General features: G+C 45.7%; 14 protein-coding genes and 1 pseudogene. 7 read left to right on the top strand and 8 right to left on the bottom strand.

Annotated features, from left to right (window positions below; all coding sequences use genetic code 11):
- Window positions 1–126: 126 nt before the first annotated feature.
- The gene (locus CDZ87_RS07315; RefSeq protein ID WP_100752911.1) at window positions 127–1,008 is read left to right on the top strand and encodes an aldo/keto reductase; all 882 of its coding nucleotides are present in this window, start codon (window positions 127–129) and stop codon (window positions 1,006–1,008) included.
- 300 nt (window positions 1,009–1,308) lie between these two features.
- On the opposite strand, the gene CDZ87_RS07310 is transcribed toward CDZ87_RS07315, so the two are convergent.
- Entirely contained in the window at window positions 1,309–1,869 is a 561-nt protein-coding gene (locus tag CDZ87_RS07310) for a gamma-glutamylcyclotransferase family protein (RefSeq protein ID WP_100752910.1), read from the bottom strand.
- A 123-nt stretch (window positions 1,870–1,992) separates the two neighbouring features.
- Here CDZ87_RS07310 and CDZ87_RS07305 point away from each other — a divergent pair.
- Window positions 1,993–2,405, top strand: a pseudogene (locus tag CDZ87_RS07305) (NnrS family protein); the annotation flags it as partial.
- Window positions 2,406–2,462: 57 nt separating this feature from the next.
- Here CDZ87_RS07305 and glpD read toward each other — a convergent pair.
- The 6 genes from glpD to CDZ87_RS07275 all read right to left on the bottom strand — a co-directional run bounded on the left by glpD (window position 2,463) and on the right by CDZ87_RS07275 (window position 9,998).
- Window positions 2,463–4,022: a glycerol-3-phosphate dehydrogenase gene (gene glpD / locus CDZ87_RS07300; RefSeq protein ID WP_100752908.1), complete on the bottom strand. Its 1,560-nt coding sequence runs from the start codon at window positions 4,020–4,022 to the stop codon at window positions 2,463–2,465.
- 171 nt (window positions 4,023–4,193) lie between these two features.
- Window positions 4,194–4,973, bottom strand: a complete 780-nt coding sequence (locus CDZ87_RS07295) for a DeoR/GlpR family transcriptional regulator (protein ID WP_100752907.1) — start codon at window positions 4,971–4,973, stop codon at window positions 4,194–4,196.
- A gap of 184 nt (window positions 4,974–5,157) precedes the next feature.
- Entirely contained in the window at window positions 5,158–6,675 is a 1,518-nt protein-coding gene (glpK, locus tag CDZ87_RS07290) for a glycerol kinase GlpK (RefSeq protein WP_100752905.1), read from the bottom strand.
- A 56-nt stretch (window positions 6,676–6,731) separates the two neighbouring features.
- On the bottom strand, window positions 6,732–7,586 hold the full coding sequence (locus CDZ87_RS07285; protein ID WP_100752904.1) for an MIP/aquaporin family protein: 855 nt from the start codon (window positions 7,584–7,586) through the stop codon (window positions 6,732–6,734).
- A gap of 346 nt (window positions 7,587–7,932) precedes the next feature.
- A complete protein-coding gene (gene dapD / locus CDZ87_RS07280; protein WP_100752903.1) occupies window positions 7,933–8,964 on the bottom strand; it encodes a 2,3,4,5-tetrahydropyridine-2,6-dicarboxylate N-succinyltransferase in 1,032 nt (343 codons plus the stop codon).
- Between the two features lie 422 nt (window positions 8,965–9,386).
- Window positions 9,387–9,998 carry a peroxiredoxin C gene (locus CDZ87_RS07275; protein WP_038174971.1) on the bottom strand — a complete coding sequence of 204 codons (612 nt, stop codon included), beginning with the start codon at window positions 9,996–9,998 and terminating at the stop codon, window positions 9,387–9,389.
- A gap of 199 nt (window positions 9,999–10,197) precedes the next feature.
- Between CDZ87_RS07275 and CDZ87_RS07270 the strand changes: the two genes are divergently transcribed.
- The 3 genes from CDZ87_RS07270 to aceA all read left to right on the top strand — a co-directional run bounded on the left by CDZ87_RS07270 (window position 10,198) and on the right by aceA (window position 14,806).
- Window positions 10,198–11,103 carry a hydrogen peroxide-inducible genes activator gene (locus CDZ87_RS07270; RefSeq protein WP_100752901.1) on the top strand — a complete coding sequence of 302 codons (906 nt, stop codon included), beginning with the start codon at window positions 10,198–10,200 and terminating at the stop codon, window positions 11,101–11,103.
- 622 nt (window positions 11,104–11,725) lie between these two features.
- On the top strand, window positions 11,726–13,369 hold the full coding sequence (aceB, locus tag CDZ87_RS07265; RefSeq protein WP_100752900.1) for a malate synthase A: 1,644 nt from the start codon (window positions 11,726–11,728) through the stop codon (window positions 13,367–13,369).
- 123 nt (window positions 13,370–13,492) lie between these two features.
- Window positions 13,493–14,806 (top strand): isocitrate lyase, encoded by a 1,314-nt coding sequence (aceA, locus tag CDZ87_RS07260; protein ID WP_100752898.1) that lies wholly within the window; start codon window positions 13,493–13,495, stop codon window positions 14,804–14,806.
- A 220-nt stretch (window positions 14,807–15,026) separates the two neighbouring features.
- Here aceA and CDZ87_RS07255 read toward each other — a convergent pair whose 3' ends face one another.
- Window positions 15,027–15,467, bottom strand: a complete 441-nt coding sequence (locus CDZ87_RS07255; RefSeq protein ID WP_100752897.1) for a CBS domain-containing protein — start codon at window positions 15,465–15,467, stop codon at window positions 15,027–15,029.
- Between the two features lie 387 nt (window positions 15,468–15,854).
- Between CDZ87_RS07255 and queA the strand changes: the two genes are divergently transcribed.
- Both queA and tgt read left to right on the top strand, forming a co-directional pair.
- Window positions 15,855–16,904, top strand: a complete 1,050-nt coding sequence (gene queA, locus CDZ87_RS07250; protein ID WP_100752896.1) for a tRNA preQ1(34) S-adenosylmethionine ribosyltransferase-isomerase QueA — start codon at window positions 15,855–15,857, stop codon at window positions 16,902–16,904.
- 311 nt (window positions 16,905–17,215) lie between these two features.
- The gene (tgt, locus tag CDZ87_RS07245) at window positions 17,216–18,352 is read left to right on the top strand and encodes a tRNA guanosine(34) transglycosylase Tgt (protein WP_100752894.1); all 1,137 of its coding nucleotides are present in this window, start codon (window positions 17,216–17,218) and stop codon (window positions 18,350–18,352) included.
- The last annotated feature ends 1 nt before the right edge of the window (window position 18,353 follow it).

The following is an 18,353-nucleotide window of genomic DNA, read 5'->3' as shown; positions in this document are numbered from 1 at the left end:
ATTGTGCTCTATAACGAATTATCTTTTCGCCTTGATGTGTTTAATTACCTTATAAGGAGTGAGTATACTGAGGTTAAGTCACTGGCGCGTTATCAGACGACGGCAGAATCACTAAAGGGTTTCATTATGCAAAAATCACATCCGGTCTTTTCTCCGCTGATCCAAGGCTATTGGCGCATGGCGGAGTGGGGAATGACCACTCAGCAACAACACACGTTTCTTAAACAGCACGTTGAAATGGGGATTACCACGGTCGATCATGCCCCGGTTTATGGCCCGGACTCGGCTTGTGAGCGTATGTTTGGTGAGGTTCTCGCTCTTGATAGCCGTATGCGTGATCAGATAGAAATCGTATCAAAATGTGGTATTTATCGTGGTGAAGGTAAAACCGTTAACCACTACAATAGCAGTAAAGCGGCGATCATTGCCTCGGTTGATGAGTCGCTGTCGCGTATCAACACTGATCATCTTGATGTGCTGCTGTTGCACCGCCCTGACCTACTAATGGATGCCGATGACGCCGCTGAGGCCTTTGCTGAGCTCAGTGCGGCAGGTAAGGTGAAGCACTTTGGTGTGTCTAACTTTACCCCGACTCAGTTTGAGTTATTGCAATCTCGCCTGGATCAGCCTTTGGTGACCAATCAAGTTGAAATTAACCCGGTGAACCTACAGGTGACGGAAGACGGCACTCTTGATCAGTTGCAACGCATGCGAGTCAGTCCGATGGCTTGGTCATGTTTGGCTGGCGGACGTATCTTTACTGAAAATAGTGAGCAGATGACGCGCCTACGTGAAACATTAGCTCAGGTAATGGAAGAGATTGGTGCAAGCTCCATTGACCAAGTGATCTTTGCTTGGGTGATGCGTTTACCTGCGAAGCCAGTGCCGATCATTGGCAGTGGTAACATTGAGCGTGTACACGCAGCGGCAGGTGCTCTAGATCTTTCTCTGACTCATGAGCAGTGGTATCGCATCTGGGTTGCTTCGAAAGGCCACGGCGTGGCATAAAGCCAAATGGATAATAACAAAAGGCATGAGAAATCATGCCTTTTGTTGTTTCTGCTCTTATTTAGCGTTTTTCGACTGAATTTCGTCTTACTAAGGTCGGAGTAAACATCAATGCTATAGAATTATTGTTGAGGGCGGCTAAGTAGCCAGTATGCATTGGTCTGAGCCTTCAATTTGGTACGATGAGGCAATACACGCTATCTCATGCTATTTAACCTAGATAATATTTATATAGCAGTGACGTGTGCAATTTGCGAAGTTAAACACTTGCTGTATAAGTGTTTTCAGTAGGTGTAAACGTTACCCTATGACGTCGGCAATTAGAGCGTCAATGGTCGGATGATCAGCTGGGGTGACACCTGCAAGATTGCCGTACTTAGGTTGGTGACGGTCATTTTCTAGCGGGAAATGCCAACCTACGGTGTGTTGTACAAACTGCTCGGCGAAGTGTTGCGAAATTTCTAAGCAACCAGCGAGGACAGTATCAACGTAAGTTTGCATGATGGGACTCAGCGCGCACGGGGGCTGTGGGTTATCTTTGATATAGACCCAAACTTGATCGCTAGAGTTTAACGAGAGTGGCGCATCAAGTTGGTCTGGTGCAATCACCACACGATGATAACCTCGTTCGCGAACATCGAACTCTAGGAGACCACGGTCACTGACTTCAAGTAGAACGCCATTAACCTGTCCTTGGCCTTTGTTGACGACCAGAGGGGACAAGATATAACTGTCATCGACTTTGCCCCAATAGCGCTTGAAACCATGGGCCGTGGCAGGTGTCGCCTGTGAGGTTTGTCCAGTAAGCTGGCGAGATGCGGAGTTCATCAAGCTACCGTAACCAAAGATATAGTTCGCCATATTGTCTCCTTTATCGTGGCGTGCTGACTTAACGTTGTAACCTAAGCGAGCGTGTTTGCAAACCGTCACGATGTAAATAATCATTAATGAGTCAAAATGACTTGAATATTCGATTGTAAAGTCGTGAAACCTTTCTTTACTGCTAGCGATTTAATGTTGATAAAGCAAAACTTTTGGTCTGGCTTGATGCGGTCGCCAACTTCCCGTTGGTTGCGCTGTCTAATCCGTTTACAAATCACAACATGGTGCATTTATTTGCGATAGGGGTGTTAGGTGGAGTGATATTAGCCATGATAACTCGCGTGACAATGGGTCATACTGGCAGAGCCATTTATCAAGGATCAAATATGAGTGTCGCGTTTATGGCGATGGTGTTGGCAGCATTAGTGCGCAGTGTCGGTGTCACTTGGTTGCCAAGTTATTGGATGGAATTGATTACATTGAGTGGGGGTTTGTGGGTACGGGCGTTTGCACTCTATCTGGCTCAGTTTAGCAAAATGCTTGTACAGCCACGTGTGGATGGGCATCCGGGTTAAATAATAATTAGTTCAATCAGGCTTGGAGTCACGACCAAGCCTGATTGAATTTCCGCTTTAGCCAACTTCAGACAGTTGAACTAAAGGCTTTGCTTGTCGGCTTTCGACATATTTCGCTAGCACTTGCTGTTCTTGCTCGCAGAGGTATAAGCCGAGCTTAGTTCGACGCCACAAAATATCTTCAACACTTACCGCCATTTCATGTTCAATAAGATAATCGATCTCACACTGATAAACCCCCTGCGCCGCCTGAGAGAACTCATTGCCGAGATCGTCTGTACAGGTTGCGCCTTTAAGCAGTTGCCAAGTATAAGTGCCAAATTGGGTCACGTAACGTAGTAGCAACGGATAGGGCATCCATGGGTAGGAGGCGTAAAGTGTGTTCGCCAGTTGTTCTCGAGAGCAACTAAAATTACCACCTGGTAGTGCGTGATGGGCCGTCCAAGGGGCTCCCATATGGGGCAGATACGGCTTGAGTTTTTCAAGCGCGGCTTCACCAAGTTTACGATAGGTGGTGAGTTTACCGCCGAAGACCGATAGTAGGGGGGCTTGATCAAGCTCTGCCTCTAACTCAAGCGTGTAGTCACGTGTGATCGCTTGCGGTGAATCGGATTCATCATCACACAGTGGACGTACGCCGCTATAGCTCCATACTACATCTTTTGTGCTGAGCTGGGTGACGAAATGTTGATTGACGATATCAATAAGATAGTCAACCTCATCGGCTGAGATCGTAACGCTACGTGGATCGCCTTGGTATTCAACATCAGTAGTACCAATGATCGAAAACTTATCAAGATAAGGGATCATAAATACGATTCGGTTATCTTTATTTTGCAGAATATAAGCCTGAGGTTCGTCGTGAATGCGTGGAACAACAATATGTGATCCTTTGATCAAACGAATGTTACGCGGTGAAGCTTGCTCAAGGCCGTCATCAAAGAACTGTTTAACCCAAGGCCCTGCTGCATTGACCAATGCTTTTGCTTTACGGGTAAAGGTTTTTTCCGTGAGGGTATTTTTAATCGTCACATACCAGCAATCACCCACTCGACGGGCATTTTCAACTCGGCAGTAGTTGCGAATTTCTGCACTGTTTTCCTGGGCAGCTAAGACATTAAGCAACACCAATCGCGCATCATCAACCCAACAGTCTGAGTACTCAAAGCCTTTTTTCATTTCAGGCTTTAACAATCCTGACTGACTAAGATCAATACTTTCACTGGCTGGTAATGTGGTGCGCTTACCCAAATGATCGTACAGAAATAACCCACAACGTATCATCCATGCAGGTCTTAAGAATGGACGGTGAGGTAGGCGAAAACGCATCGGTTGAGCGACATGAGGTGCTTTTCTTAATAGGACTTCACGCTCTGCAAGTGCCTCAGAGACTAAGCGAAACTCATAGTGCTCAAGATAACGTAATCCACCATGGATAAGTTTTGAGCTGGCAGAAGATGTAGCAGAAGCAAAATCATTAGCTTCATATAAGCCGACTGAAAGACCACGGCCGGCTGCGTCTGCTGCGATACCTGCGCCATTAATGCCACCACCGATAACGATCAAGTCGAGAATTTCTGATGCATTCGATGCAGTCGCATTGTGTTGGATACTCATAAAATTTGACCTCTTGGTGAGCGAACGAGCATTTTGGAACATGATATTATCGTAACTTAGGTTTCGTTATTGATCACCATTTATTTTCGTTTGTGAGCGTTTTGTGTGATTTAGGCATAAAAAAACCTCCTACAAAGTGTAGAAGGTTTCGCATGATGAGAGAATTTGGTGTTATTCGGCCGAATAATTCTCAATTACTTGCAATGGAATAGAGTGCTCTTTAAGAATAGTTTGAATTTCTTTAGGTGGCTGTTTGTCGGTAAATAACATGTGTAGCTGAGAAATGTTCCCTAACTTGACCATCGCATTTCGGCCAAACTTAGAGTAGTCAACGGCAAGAAAAACACTGCGGCTATTCTCTATGATGGCTTGTTTTACGCGTACTTCGTGGTAGTCAAAGTCGAGTAAGGAACCGTCAAAGTCGATGCCACTAATACCCAAGATGCCAAAGTCTAATCTAAATTGCTTAATAAAATCGAGCGTGGCTTCGCCAACAATGCCTCCATCGCGATTACGAACTTCACCGCCGGCCAAGATCACTTTAAATTCAGGGTTGGCCAGTAATATGGCCGCGACATTGATGTTGTTGGTCACCACGCGCAGTTGTTTGTGGTTCTTACTTAATGCACGAGCAATTGCCTCTGGCGTTGTGCCTATATCGATAAATAGTGTTGCGCCATCTGGGATGTGCTTTACCACCTCTTCGGCAATAACATCTTTCTCATTGTAGTTCATGCTCTTACGGGTATTGTAAGAGGTGTTTTCAGAACTCAGTGGTATCGTCGCCCCGCCGTGGTAACGACGAATTTTATTGTTAGCGGAAAGTTCGTTGAGATCGCGGCGGATGGTTTGTGGGCTAACATTAAACTTCTCTACCAGTTCATCCGTGCTGACGTAGCCCTGCTTTTGAACCAGCTCAATGATCTGCTGATGTCTTGATATTTGTTTCACTCGTTACTCCCTGATCGAGGTCGAAACTTTCGAATTGATAATTTCGAAAACCCGTACTCGATAATTTTTCTGTGGTTATTGTGCTCGAATTTGCGCATAGAGAGAAGAGGGAGTGATAAGGAATAGGGGATAAAACGCAAAAAGGGCGCAAATAGCGCCCTTAAGTTATTCATGCAAAGAGAGATTAATCTTCTTCGTTATGCATCTCGGCCCAGGTCTGAGCACATTTCACCGCGCGTTTCCAACCTTTATAACGACGGCTGCGTTTTTCCTCGTCATGATGCGGAAGGAAAGATCGATCTAATACCGCTTTACCTTTAAGTTCGTCGATATTGTTCCAGTAGCCGACGGCTAAACCTGCTAGGTAAGCAGCACCGAGAGCGGTTACTTCTGTCACCTCTGGGCGGTGAACTTCAGTATCCAGCACATCCGACTGGAACTGCATTAGGAAATTATTCGCTACAGCGCCACCATCAACACGCAGATTGGCTAATTTAATTCCCGAATCAGCTTGCATGGCATCAAGGACGTCACGTGTTTGGTAAGCAATACCTTCTAACGTTGCTCGGATAATGTGGTTAGCACTAACGCCACGGGTAAGGCCAACAATGGTTCCACGGGCATAGGCGTCCCAATAAGGAGCGCCAAGACCTGTGAAAGCAGGGACAACGTAAACACCATTTGATGAGTCTACTTTGGTCGCAAAGTACTCTGAGTCTTTCGCGTCTGCAAGCAACTTCATCTCATCGCGAAGCCATTGAATCGATGCGCCGCCCATGAAGACCGCGCCCTCTAATGCATAAGCAGGCTCACCTTTTGGTCCGCAAGCCAGCGTGGTCAAAAGCCCATTATGTGAGGTGACTTTTTCTTGGCCGGTATTCATTAGCAAGAAACAACCAGTGCCGTAAGTATTTTTGGCTTGTCCCGCTTCAACACACATTTGTCCATACAGAGCCGCTTGTTGGTCTCCGGCAATACCAGCAATAGGAATACGCGTACCACCTTTACCACCAATGTTGGTTTGGCCGTAGATTTCCGATGAACACTTTACTTCAGGCATCATGGATGCAGGTATGCCTAGCTCATCAAGCATTTTTTGATCCCAGCATAGATCGTTGATGTTGAATAGCATGGTGCGAGATGCATTAGTGTAATCTGTCACATGCACACGGCCTTGTGTCATCTTCCAAACTAGCCAAGTGTCGACGGTACCAAATAGCAACTTGCCTGCTTCTGCATCTTCACGCGCCCCTTCAACATTATCGAGAATCCATTTTACTTTCGTTCCTGAGAAGTAAGGGTCGAGTACTAGGCCAGTGTTGTCACGTACGTAATTTTCAAGGCCACGTTGCTTTAGTTCTTCACAAGTGTCTGCGGTACGGCGACATTGCCAAACAATCGCGTTGTAGACAGGTTTGCCTGTTTCTTTATTCCAAACGACAGTCGTTTCACGCTGGTTGGTGATACCAATACCCGCAAGTTGGTCGCTGCGGATACCCGATTTCGCCAGTGCTTCAACCAGTGTTGAGCTTTGAGTTGCCCAGATTTCGAGAGGATCGTGCTCAACCCAACCGGCTTTAGGATAAATCTGTGTGAACTCACGCTGCGCTACGCTAACGATATTCGCATCGTGGTCTAGGATTACGGCGCGAGAGCTTGTTGTGCCTTGGTCTAGGGCAACAATGTACTTTTGCTCAGTCATGGTAAGAATCCTTCTTATTTCTCTATTTATATTTTAATTAATACGGAGTTGGAAATTTATGCGCGTGCTTCTTGAATTTCGTCTTCTTGATCACACTGATTGGGAATCGTGCATCCTTGACCTTGTTGAGGTAAGTAAGCAGCGATTGCTTTCGGATATAACCAACCCCCGAAACAAGCACCAGCAATAGGAGCAAGTACCGGAACGATGAAGTATGGGATATCTTTAGCGCCTGTTAGCGCGTATTCCCAGCCAGCAAAGTAAGCGAATAGTTTCGGGCCAAAATCACGAGCAGGGTTCATCGCGAAGCCAGTTAGTGGGCCTAAAGATCCGCCAATCACAGCAATAAGAATACCGATTAATAGTGGGTTCATTGCCCCGCGAGAAGCACCATTACTTTCATCACCCAGAGCCAAAATAACGAACATCAGAACAGCGGTAATAACAAACTCCACAGCAAAAGCGCCGAGGAAAGAGAGTGAAGCGTGTGGGTATGTTGAGAAAATACCTGCTGTTGCTAAGGCATCTTTGCTGTCACGAGCAAAGCCATGGGCGATTTCGTAGTCATTAAATAGGTTGCTGTATAGGGCGTAAACGAGTGCTGCAGAACAGAATGCACCTAATAACTGTGAAATGATGTAAGGAATGACTTTCGCTTTATCAAAACCATGGAATGCCGCTAGAGCGATGGTGACTGCTGGGTTAATGTGTGCTCCTGACACTCCGGCAGTACAATAAATAGCGATGGCGACACCGAAGCCCCACATGATGCTAATTTCCCATTGTCCAAATGTCGCCCCGGTTAATACCAAAGCAGCCACGCAGCCAACACCAAAAAAGATCAGCAGTCCGGTACCGATAAACTCGGCCAAGCATTCACCTAGTAGGGTAGGTTGTTTGTTCGTTATCATTTTTAAAGTCCTTTGTCGTATGTGCTTATCTAGCATGGTGATATTTTGCATATTTAAGCGAGGTCGAAAATAAACGAACAGTAAAAATGAGCGTTTGAGCATGAAATTGTTAATTAATACCACTTCGTTTGTTAAATAACGCAACTTTTAGAACAAAAGTGAAACGAACATGAATGTCATTGCTCGAAGAGGAAATTTGAAGTGGCTAAATTAACGCTGAATCACGCATGTCACAACTGGTAAGATGAGTCTATAAGCGGAAGTGTGAATGTGGTGCTGAATTGGTGAATAGTTGTCCAGAAAAAAGCTGGCATTTTAATGCCAGCCTTAGGTTTTACGTTTTCGCTTAGTTATTGCTGTGTAACTCGCTGTTCAGCTCAACCGCGGTCTTGTTGGCTAAACATTCAATTTGACCCGTCACAGAGTTGCGGCGGAATAGAAGATCAGACACGCCAGCAAGATCGCGAGCTTTAACCACTTCGATTTCGTTACCTGATGAGTCGAGCATTAGAACTTTAGCACCAGAGGTGACGTAAAGGCCTGACTCCACAGTACAACGATCACCTAGAGGGAAACCAAGACCTGCGTTCGCACCTAGCAGAGAGTTCTCACCGATAGAGACAACGACAGTGCCGCCACCAGATAGCGTGCCCATGATAGATGCGCCGCCACCAATATCTGAGCCGTTACCAACCACAACTCCTGCAGAAATACGACCTTCAACCATGCTTATGCCAGTTGTGCCGGCGTTGAAGTTGATGAAGCCTTCATGCATTACAGTGGTGCCTTCACCAACGTGTGCGCCAAGACGTACGCGTGAGGTATCAGCAATACGGATCCCTGCTGGGACCACGTAATCGACCATTTTCGGGAACTTATCCACACAATCGACGCTTAGAGTACAACCCGCAAGACGTGCTTCGATTTGGCGTTCAGCAAGTTCAGGCAGGTCGATTGGGCCTTCGTTGGTCCATGCGATGTTGTGCAGTAGACCGAAGATACCATCAAGTACCGTACCGTGTGGCTTCACAAGACGATTCGAGATAAGTTGCAGTTTAAGGAAGCCTTCTGCAACCGAAGCTGGTTTCTCATCTGTTGCCAGAACAACAAGTACCAGTGGCTGCGCAGATTGGGCGGCTTTTGCTGCGAAAGAGGCGTTGGCTGCATCGCCATTTGCTTCAAATGCTGCTGCAAGCTCAGCGCTTTGCGCTGTAGAGATTTCGATAGCTTGGTTGCCTTGCTCATAACCTGCCACTTTTGCTACTGCGTCAACAAGTGCATCTGCAGGGTTTAGTACTGGGTTTGGGAAAAATGCTTCAATGATTTTGCCGTCGCGGTTTTTGGTCGCGCTACCAAAGGCGAGAGAAAAGTAAGCCATGTTAAATCTCCATGTTATGTTTGCTGAGAGAGCCTGCTTGCTCTGTCTTAAATTAAGTTAGCGCCATCATAATAACAGCCCGTAAGACTTTAAAGAGCGTACGACGATAAAGTCTGTAAGCCGATACGCATTGTCTCTTTAGCGACACTTTGTCTTTTTAACTATATTGTTTGTCAAATAATCGTTGTTTGTCGGATCTGAGCCTGCAAGGAATGATGTCCTCGAACTTTGCTTATCATCTGTGCGAGAGTGCAGCAGTGCGTCATCAATGTCGAGCAATAAAAAAAAGAGCCCAAAGGATTACTTTGGGCTCTTTATCTCGACTTTACTTATCACTGATTGGCGCTGCGCTTTTTGCGCTTATAGTAGCTTTATATTGACCAACCATTCATACCCGTTGAGCTTGGGTATGAGTCAGGCAATTACTTTTTGCCTAGGTCTTGTGAGTGCTCAGATAGGAACGCTGCAACACCTTTTGGTGATGCGTCCATACCTGCTTTACCTTCTTCCCACTGTGCTGGACAAACTTCACCATGCTTCTGGTGGAAGTTTAGTGCGTCAACCATACGTAGCATTTCGTCAATGTTACGACCTAGTGGTAGATCGTTAACCACTTGGTGACGTACTAGACCGTCTTCGTCGATAAGGAAAGAACCACGGAAAGCAACACCTGCTTCTGGGTGCTCAACGTCGTATGCTTTACAAATTTCGTGCTTAACGTCAGCGATTAGTGGGTACTTAACTTGACCGATACCGCCATCTTCGATAGCAGTGTTACGCCATGCGTTGTGTGAGAACTGAGAATCGATAGAAACACCGATAACCTCAACGCCTTTCGCTTTGAAATCTTCGAAACGGTTGTCGAATGCGATTAGCTCAGATGGGCAAACGAACGTGAAATCTAGTGGGTAGAAGAAAACAACCGCTTTCTTACCTTTAGTGAACTCTGCAAAGTTGAAGCTATCAACGATTTCACCGTTACCTAGAACAGCTGCAGCAGTAAAATCTGGGGCTTGACGACCTACTAGTACCATTTTCTTGCTCCTAAAATATATGGTTTGTTCCAAACCCGCCTATTAGGCGTTGGTTCGGTCCGTGTTTGTACGCGACAAACTATAGTACACATTGTAGTATGTAAAAAAGCGAATTAAATAGATTAAGTTAATCGAGAAAAGCGATAAGTCGTGTTTTATTAACTTGGTCAATATCTCACTATAATTAATCGATACTTCTATGAATAAGTGGCCTAGCCTCAAACAGTTACATTACTTGGTTACTCTCCATGAAACCCGCCATTTTGGCGATGCCGCTGACAAATGCTTTGTTAGCCAGTCGACCTTAAGTAAAGGGATACAGAATCTTGAAGGCTTGATTGGTTGCCCTTTATATGAAAAGAAAGACAAGAAAAGTCCACTGGTTTTCACTCATGCTGGCGAACAGGTCGTTCAACAAGGCCGAGAGCTGCTGGCGAAAGGGCAAGATTTAGTCGAGCTTGGTCGTTTGTGTCAGGGCGATGAGATGGAAGGGCAGTTGCGAGTCGGTTGTATTCCAACTATTGCACCTTTCTTATTGTGTGAGTTAGTTCAGGTTGTCAATCAGCGCTTCCCCCAATTAAATCTGTTACTAAGAGAGGACACCACGACAAACTTGCTTGATGCACTGCGCCATGGAGAGTTAGACGTGCTTATTCTTGCTCTGCCAGTCGACATTCACGGTATGGATAGCCGTATTGTTGGTAGTGATCCGTTTCGCATGATCATCAGCCAGAATCAAGCGGATGCCATTCGTACTCCGATTAAGTACGCCGATCTGCCGAATGAATTCGTGTTCTTACTCGAAAAAGAGCACTGTTTGACCGAGCATGCGGTATCTGCCTGTCAGTTAACCGATAAAGAGAAGATCAATCCATTCTCTGCCACAAGTCTGCACACGCTGGTTCAGATGGTTGCGAATGGGATGGGGACCACGTTTATTCCTCAGATGGCGATTAATCATGGTTTGATTGAGAAACAAAACTTGGTGGTTATTGATGCCCCGGGGCAGCAAGCGCATCGCCATATTGGCTTAGTTTGGCGGCCAAGTTCATCGCGAGTGAATACGTTTAATCACTTAGCCGATGTGGTGTCAGAGTTACTTTAGCGATAAGTCTTAGTGCTAATCGCGGCTTTCTCTTATAAAAGCACACTGGTTTTAGTGTGCTTTTTAGCATTTTATGCTGTCGGTGAACTTTGACTTGTAAAATTTTACAAGCAAACCTTAATGAAGCTTTCATTAAATTGTAAAATTTCACAGTGTGAATTTTACAGTACTCATTTTCCTTACTGTTTGATACCCAATAGACTTCCCCCCGTCTCGACCAATCACACTAAGCCTTGACTGGTTTTATTTAAAGTTAAACGTGCGTTTGAAACGATTTTACAGCTCTAATTTTACTGTAATTAAATTACGTAACTAGTTACGGTTTGGTGACCCAGATCAAGTACTTAACCGGCACGGAATAAAACTTCAAATTTAACGTTTTGTTTACTTTGGTACTTTTACTCTAACATATGTTGGTATACTTTAAATGCAGGCTTAGTAAGACTTATGTCTAGATTGTAAAGCACGTTCAGCTCAGTCAATCTAACAGCCAACGAAACGGAAAACTAAAACGAATTGCAGTCAGTAAGGATGTTTTATTGTTGTTTTATAGTTACAAATGTAACTGGGTTAACGTCCAAAGTCGCTGTTGTACCCATTACGGATAGTTAAGGATGAAATTATGCTTGCCAACACGCCTGATAGAGAAAAAACAACACAAGATCACGAAAGTTTTCATACCGAAGGCATACTTGATGTTAAGGGCTCTCTTTCGCCACAACATCAAACGATTTTCCCTGTTGAAGCCCAAACCTTTTTATCTCTGTTGTGCAGTAAGTTTTCCGGTCGTATAGAGCAACTACTTGCGGCGCGAGAAGAAAAGCAAGCGCGCATTGATGCTGGTGAATTGCCTGACTTTCTTGAAGATACGCGAGATATCAGAGAAGGCAGTTGGAAAATTCAAGGCATCCCTAACGATCTTCAGGATCGCCGTGTCGAAATTACTGGTCCTACCGATCGTAAAATGGTGATTAACGCCTTAAACGCTAATGTAAAAGTCTTTATGGCTGATTTCGAAGATTCGATGTCACCGGCTTGGGACAAAGTATTAGATGGTCAGATAAATCTGCGTGATGCGGTAAAAGGGCAAATCAGTTACACCAATCCAGCAAACGGTAAGCAATATGAGTTGAAGGAGGATCCTGCGGTGCTTGTCTGCCGTGTTCGTGGCCTGCACTTAAAAGAAAAGCACGTCACATTTAACGGCGAGGTTATCCCGGGAGCTCTGTTTGATTTTGCGCTGTATTTTTATAACAACTACACCACGTTACTTAATAAAGGCAGTGGCCCCTATTTCTATATCCCAAAACTTCAGTCTCATACAGAAGCACAGTGGTGGAGTGATGTGTTCCATTTTACTGAAGATTACTTCGGCCTCGATACTGGTACGATTAAAGCCACGGTTCTGATTGAAACTCTGCCCGCAGTATTTGAAATGGATGAAATTCTTTTTTCACTCAAAGAGCATATTGTTGGCCTCAATTGCGGTCGTTGGGACTATATCTTCAGCTACATCAAAACATTGAAAAAACACCCTGAACGAGTACTGCCAGATCGTCAGGTAGTGACGATGGACAAACCATTTTTGAATGCTTACTCGCGTTTACTTATTCGCACTTGTCACCAGCGTGGCGCTTTCGCGATGGGAGGGATGGCCGCTTTTATCCCAGCCAAAGACCCGCAGACCAATCAGCAAGTGCTCGACAAGGTGTATAACGACAAATCACTTGAAGCGAGCAATGGCCATGATGGCACTTGGGTTGCGCACCCAGGACTTGCCGATACCGCAATGGCGGTATTTGATCAGGCACTAGGCGAGCGCACCAATCAATTAAATGTTTCACGTGAGCAAGATGCACCCATTACAGCGGCAGACCTACTTGCCCCGTGTGATGGAGCGATTAGCGAACAAGGAATGCGTCATAACATTCGCGTGGCGCTGCAATACATCGAAGCTTGGATCTCGGGTAATGGCTGTGTGCCGATTTACGGCCTGATGGAAGATGCCGCGACAGCCGAAATCTCTCGCGCTTCTATCTGGCAATGGATTCAACATGGCAAGGCGCTCGATAACGGTCAAATCGTGACCAATGCGCTTTTTGAACAGTACCTTGCCGAAGAGATCGAGGTGGTGAAACAAGAGGTCGGCGTGGCGCGTTATCAAACGGGACGCTTTGCAGAAGCGGCCGAGTTGATCGCCAAGCTGACCACCAGTGATGAACTGAGTAACTTCTTAACCATTCCAGGTTATGACTACCTCGACTAACAGAGAATAACTCAACAACCTGACAATAACGTGAATGCTCAATGGCAGAGAAGGAAGTACTGCCAAAGGCAATAAAAACAAAGCGCCGACCACAAAAGCGCTCATCAACAGAGGGATAGACCGATGACTAACTTAACTCGCCGCCAACAAATTGAAGCTCTAGAAAAAGATTGGGCAACTAATCCACGCTGGAAAAATGTAAAACGCCCTTATGCGGCGGAAGAAGTAGTAGAGCTTCGCGGCTCTATGGTACCTGCAAACACCATCGCTCAACGCGGTGCAGACAAGTTGTGGTCACTGGTCAACGGTGATGCGAAAAAAGGTTACGTAAACTGTCTGGGCGCGTTAACTGGTGGTCAAGCGGTTCAACAAGCGAAAGCAGGTATTGAAGCGATTTACCTTTCAGGCTGGCAGGTAGCGGCAGATAACAACACTGCATCAACCATGTACCCAGACCAATCACTATACCCAGTGGATTCGGTTCCTTCGGTAGTAAAACGCATCAACAACTCGTTCCGTCGTGCAGACCAAATTCAGTGGTCTGGTGGTAAATCTCCAGCGGATGAAGGTGCTATTGACTACTTCCTTCCTATCGTTGCTGATGCAGAAGCTGGCTTTGGTGGGGTACTTAACGCTTACGAGTTGATGAAGTCGATGATTGATGCCGGTGCTGCTGGTGTGCACTTCGAAGACCAACTCGCGTCAGTGAAAAAGTGTGGTCACATGGGCGGTAAGGTATTGGTTCCGACTCAAGAAGCGGTGCAAAAGCTTGTTGCAGCGCGTCTGGCGGCAGATGTCGCTGGTACTACAACCTTAGTGATTGCGCGTACAGATGCTAACGCAGCGGATCTGATCACGTCTGATTGCGACGCTTACGATGCTGACTTTATTGTGGGTGAGCGCACTCAAGAGGGTTTCTACCGCGTACGTGCTGGTATCGACCAAGCGATTTCTCGTGGTCTTGCTTACGCGCCATATGCAGACCTTATCTGGTGTGAAACGGCAACGCCTTGCCTAGAAGAAGCTCGTCAGTTCGCTGAGGCAATCCACGCTGAATACCCCGATCAACTACTGGCTTACAACTGTTCTCCTTCATTCAACTGGGAGAAGAACCTTGATGCAGACACCATTGCTAAGTTCCAACAAGAGCTATCGGACATGGGCTATAAGTACCAGTTCATTACGTTGGCGGGTATTCATAATATGTGGTTCAACATGTTCGAACTTGCGCATGATTACGCCCAAGGAGAAGGAATGCGTCACTATGTTGAGAAAGTTCAGCGTCCTGAATTCCAAGCGGCAGAGAAAGGCTACACCTTCGTTGCTCACCAACAAGAAGTGGGCACAGGTTACTTCGATAAGATGACCAACACCATTCAAGGTGGTAACTCATCAGTGACGGCATTGACAGGGTCAACCGAAGAAGACCAATTTTAATCCCTTGCCGCTTAGCCATCACTTGTCATTGTTGGCCTAAAACTGACAAGTGATTGGCTATTGGTATTCTGTTTAAGCATAAACGTTGACATGCTTATGAGCGGTGCAGGCCGCTCTTTTTTATTGATGACCTTTTGGGATAAATAGCAACAGGATAAATCAGTGAGTTGCCATTAGCAAAAGGGGCGTTTTAACTCATTGTATGCCGAGGTGTGAGTAATTAATCGATTTCTTCGGGTTCAGATTCTTCCTCTAGCTCAAGTAAGTTGATGGCAATCGCAACAAAATCACTGTCGGTAATGATACCGACCAGTACACCGCGATCCACCACAGGTAGACAGCCCACCTTGTGTTTTTGCATATAAATAGCGCTCTCTTTCAATCCCGCTTGCGGTGCCGCGGTCATCACCCCTGTTTTCATGATTTCATACAGAGGAGTGTCGAGAGTATAACATTGGTTTTCAGGGATGTTTTGCAAGCTAGACTCTTGGGCTGCTAACACATCTCGTTGAGATACTACGCCGAGTAACTGTTTGTTGGCATCGACGATAGGCACATGACGAATGTCGAGTGCTTCCATCATGCTTTTGGCATCGGCTAGGTTATGAGAGCGCAGTAGAGTGTGTGGACTACGCGTCATCATGTCTTCGACTTTAATCATGGCTGCCTCCTGATTTTTGTTTATGCCTAGTAACCTCAACGGATAACGTTGGAAAGCGGTCTGCTTGACCAGGTGGTTACTCGGTCTATGTTATTAATATAGTAACTTTTGCTGCAATATAGTGAGATCTGATTGGGTTTTATCCTAATTTATATAATTTCAGTAGCGAAATATGAACTGCTTCACTGCTCATTGAGCTCTCTCAGTCCCGGCCAGTTTTTCTGACTGGATAAAATCGTATTTGATTACAATAATTCACATCTCTTTCCTTGCTATTGCGACTATGCGGAATATACTAGTCGGCTGCGAAAAACTCGTCGTCTGTTTGTGACAGAATCAGTTCGACTTTCATCACGACCAAAGAAAACACGACATAAGATTAGTGACATGCAAGTATCTGATTTCCATTTTGACTTACCTGATGAGCTGATTGCTCGTTATCCGCAACCTGAGCGTACTGCAAGCCGTTTGCTGCAGTTAGATGGCAATAGTGGAGCGCTACAAGACGGTACATTTACCGACATACTTGACCAGGTTAAACCTGGTGATTTAGTGGTTTTCAACAATACTCGTGTTATTCCTGCACGTATGTTTGGCCGTAAAGAGTCTGGTGGCAAGCTCGAAGTACTGGTTGAACGTGTACTGGATGACAAGAGTATTTTGGCTCATGTGCGCTGTTCTAAATCACCCAAACCGGGATCGACAATTCTTATCGGTGAAAATGATGAGTACTCAGCCTTGATGGTTGCACGTCATGATGCACTGTTTGAACTGGCGTTTAACAGCGACAAGAACGTCTTGACGGTTCTCGAAGAAATTGGTCATATGCCGTTGCCACCCTATATTGATCGCCCAGATGAAGATTCAGACAAAGAACGCTACCAAACCGTGTATAACCAAAAGCCAGGGGCAGTAGCTGCACCAACGGCAGGCTTACATTTTGATGAGCAACTACTGGAAAAAATTAAAGCCAAAGGGGTCGAGTTTGCTTTCGTGACTTTGCACGTAGGGGCGGGCACTTTTCAGCCTGTCAAAGTGGACAAGATCACTGAACATCATATGCATGCAGAGTATGTTGAAGTCCCACAACAAGTGGTTGATGCGATCAATGCAACCAAAGCTCGTGGTGGTAGAATCATTGCTGTGGGGACAACCTCGGTGCGCTCAATAGAGAGTGCTGCGCAAGATGCATTGAACAAGGGCACACAATTAGCCCCTTTCTTTGGTGACACAGAGATCTTCATTTTCCCTGGTTACGAATACCAGCTAGTGGATTGTTTAATTACTAATTTCCACCTGCCAGAGTCAACACTGATCATGTTAGTCAGTGCATTTGCAGGTTATGAAAATACCATGAATGCTTACAAGCATGCCGTCGAGAATAAGTACCGCTTCTTCTCGTATGGCGACTCAATGTTTATCAAGAAAAGAACATAGTTCCTAGTTCCTGTAGGTGGGTTCGAGTGCAATAGAAACCAGATTCCAGATAGTTCGTCTCTTACTTCTGGCATGATGAGGTCAAAGTTGTCATTCTGAACAGCGAGGCACGAGCGTGATTCAGAATCTTATTAGAGCCTAAATATAGGCCGCTAGGCCTTAAAAACACAAACAATTTACGAGTGCTAGCAGAACGCTAGGATACTAACCATAAGGCTGGTTGGTATCTCGCATGGAAGGCGACCGCTCCTCAATAGAGCTTAATGCTCTGAACTTAATGTCAGACTGTTTCTCTGACAACCGGAGGCTTCGTGAAGTTAAAATTCGATCTCAAGAAAAAAGATGGTGTGGCGCGTCGTGGTCAATTGACCTTCGAACGTGGCACCGTGCAAACTCCCGCATTTATGCCCGTTGGTACTTATGGTACCGTTAAAGGTATGACGCCGGAAGAAGTGAAAGGTACGGGTGCTGAGATTCTGCTCGGTAACACTTTCCACTTATGGTTACGCCCAGGTCAAGACGTGATGAAAATGCACGGCGATCTGCACGATTTTATGAACTGGCACGGTCCTATTCTGACCGATTCAGGTGGTTTCCAAGTATTTAGTCTCGGTAAAATGCGTAAGATCACCGAAGAAGGTGTTCACTTCCGTAATCCGGTTAACGGCGATAAGATTTTTATGGACGCTGAGAAGTCGATGGAAATCCAGAAAGATCTCGGTTCTGATATCGTAATGATTTTTGATGAGTGTACGCCATATCCTGCGACACACGATGAAGCAAAAAAATCGATGGAGATGTCGCTACGCTGGGCACAACGTTCACGCGATCATTTCGATAAACTCGACAACTCGAACAACCTGTTTGGTATCGTTCAAGGTGGCGTTTACGAAGATTTACGTGATGTTTCGGTGAAAGGTCTAACGGACATCGGTTTTGACGGTTACGCTGTGGGCGGCCTAGCTGTAGGTGAGCCAAAAGAAGATATGCACCGTATCCTAGAGCACACTTGCCCTCAGCTTCCTGAAGACAAGCCTCGCTATTTAATGGGCGTTGGTAAACCAGAAGATCTCGTTGAAGGCGTGCGTCGTGGTATTGATATGTTCGACTGTGTCATGCCAACGCGTAATGCGCGTAATGGTCATCTGTTTGTGACTGGCGGTGTGATTAAGATCCGTAATGCGAAACACAAAACAGATACCACTACGCTAGATCCACATTGCGACTGTTACACTTGTCAAAATTACTCTAAGTCGTACTTACACCACCTAGAGCGTTGTAATGAGATCTTGGGTGCACGCTTGAATACTATCCATAACTTACGCTACTACCAGCGTTTAATGGAAAGTATCCGTCAGGCGATTGATGAAGACCGTTTTGACCAGTTCGTCCAAGAATTCTACCAACGTCGTGGTCGTGAAGTTCCACCATTGGCAAAACAACAGTAAC

The sequence above is a fragment of the Vibrio salilacus genome (assembly GCF_002811245.1).
Classification (GTDB): Bacteria; Pseudomonadota; Gammaproteobacteria; order Enterobacterales; family Vibrionaceae; genus Vibrio; species Vibrio salilacus.
The sequence above is the reverse complement of the archived record's forward strand: the minus strand, read 5'-3'. Positions and strand labels throughout refer to the sequence as shown.

Coding starts and splice junctions, on each gene's coding strand:
- CDZ87_RS07315 (WP_100752911.1), top strand. CDS start 127: ATGCAAAAATCACATCCGGTCTTTTCTCCGCTGATCCAAGGCTATTGG.
- CDZ87_RS07310 (WP_100752910.1), bottom strand. CDS start 1,869: ATGGCGAACTATATCTTTGGTTACGGTAGCTTGATGAACTCCGCATCT.
- glpD (WP_100752908.1), bottom strand. CDS start 4,022: ATGAGTATCCAACACAATGCGACTGCATCGAATGCATCAGAAATTCTC.
- glpK (WP_100752905.1), bottom strand. CDS start 6,675: ATGACTGAGCAAAAGTACATTGTTGCCCTAGACCAAGGCACAACAAGC.
- CDZ87_RS07285 (WP_100752904.1), bottom strand. CDS start 7,586: ATGATAACGAACAAACAACCTACCCTACTAGGTGAATGCTTGGCCGAG.
- dapD (WP_100752903.1), bottom strand. CDS start 8,964: ATGGCTTACTTTTCTCTCGCCTTTGGTAGCGCGACCAAAAACCGCGAC.
- CDZ87_RS07275 (WP_038174971.1), bottom strand. CDS start 9,998: ATGGTACTAGTAGGTCGTCAAGCCCCAGATTTTACTGCTGCAGCTGTT.
- CDZ87_RS07270 (WP_100752901.1), top strand. CDS start 10,198: ATGAATAAGTGGCCTAGCCTCAAACAGTTACATTACTTGGTTACTCTC.
- aceB (WP_100752900.1), top strand. CDS start 11,726: ATGCTTGCCAACACGCCTGATAGAGAAAAAACAACACAAGATCACGAA.
- aceA (WP_100752898.1), top strand. CDS start 13,493: ATGACTAACTTAACTCGCCGCCAACAAATTGAAGCTCTAGAAAAAGAT.
- CDZ87_RS07255 (WP_100752897.1), bottom strand. CDS start 15,467: ATGATTAAAGTCGAAGACATGATGACGCGTAGTCCACACACTCTACTG.
- queA (WP_100752896.1), top strand. CDS start 15,855: ATGCAAGTATCTGATTTCCATTTTGACTTACCTGATGAGCTGATTGCT.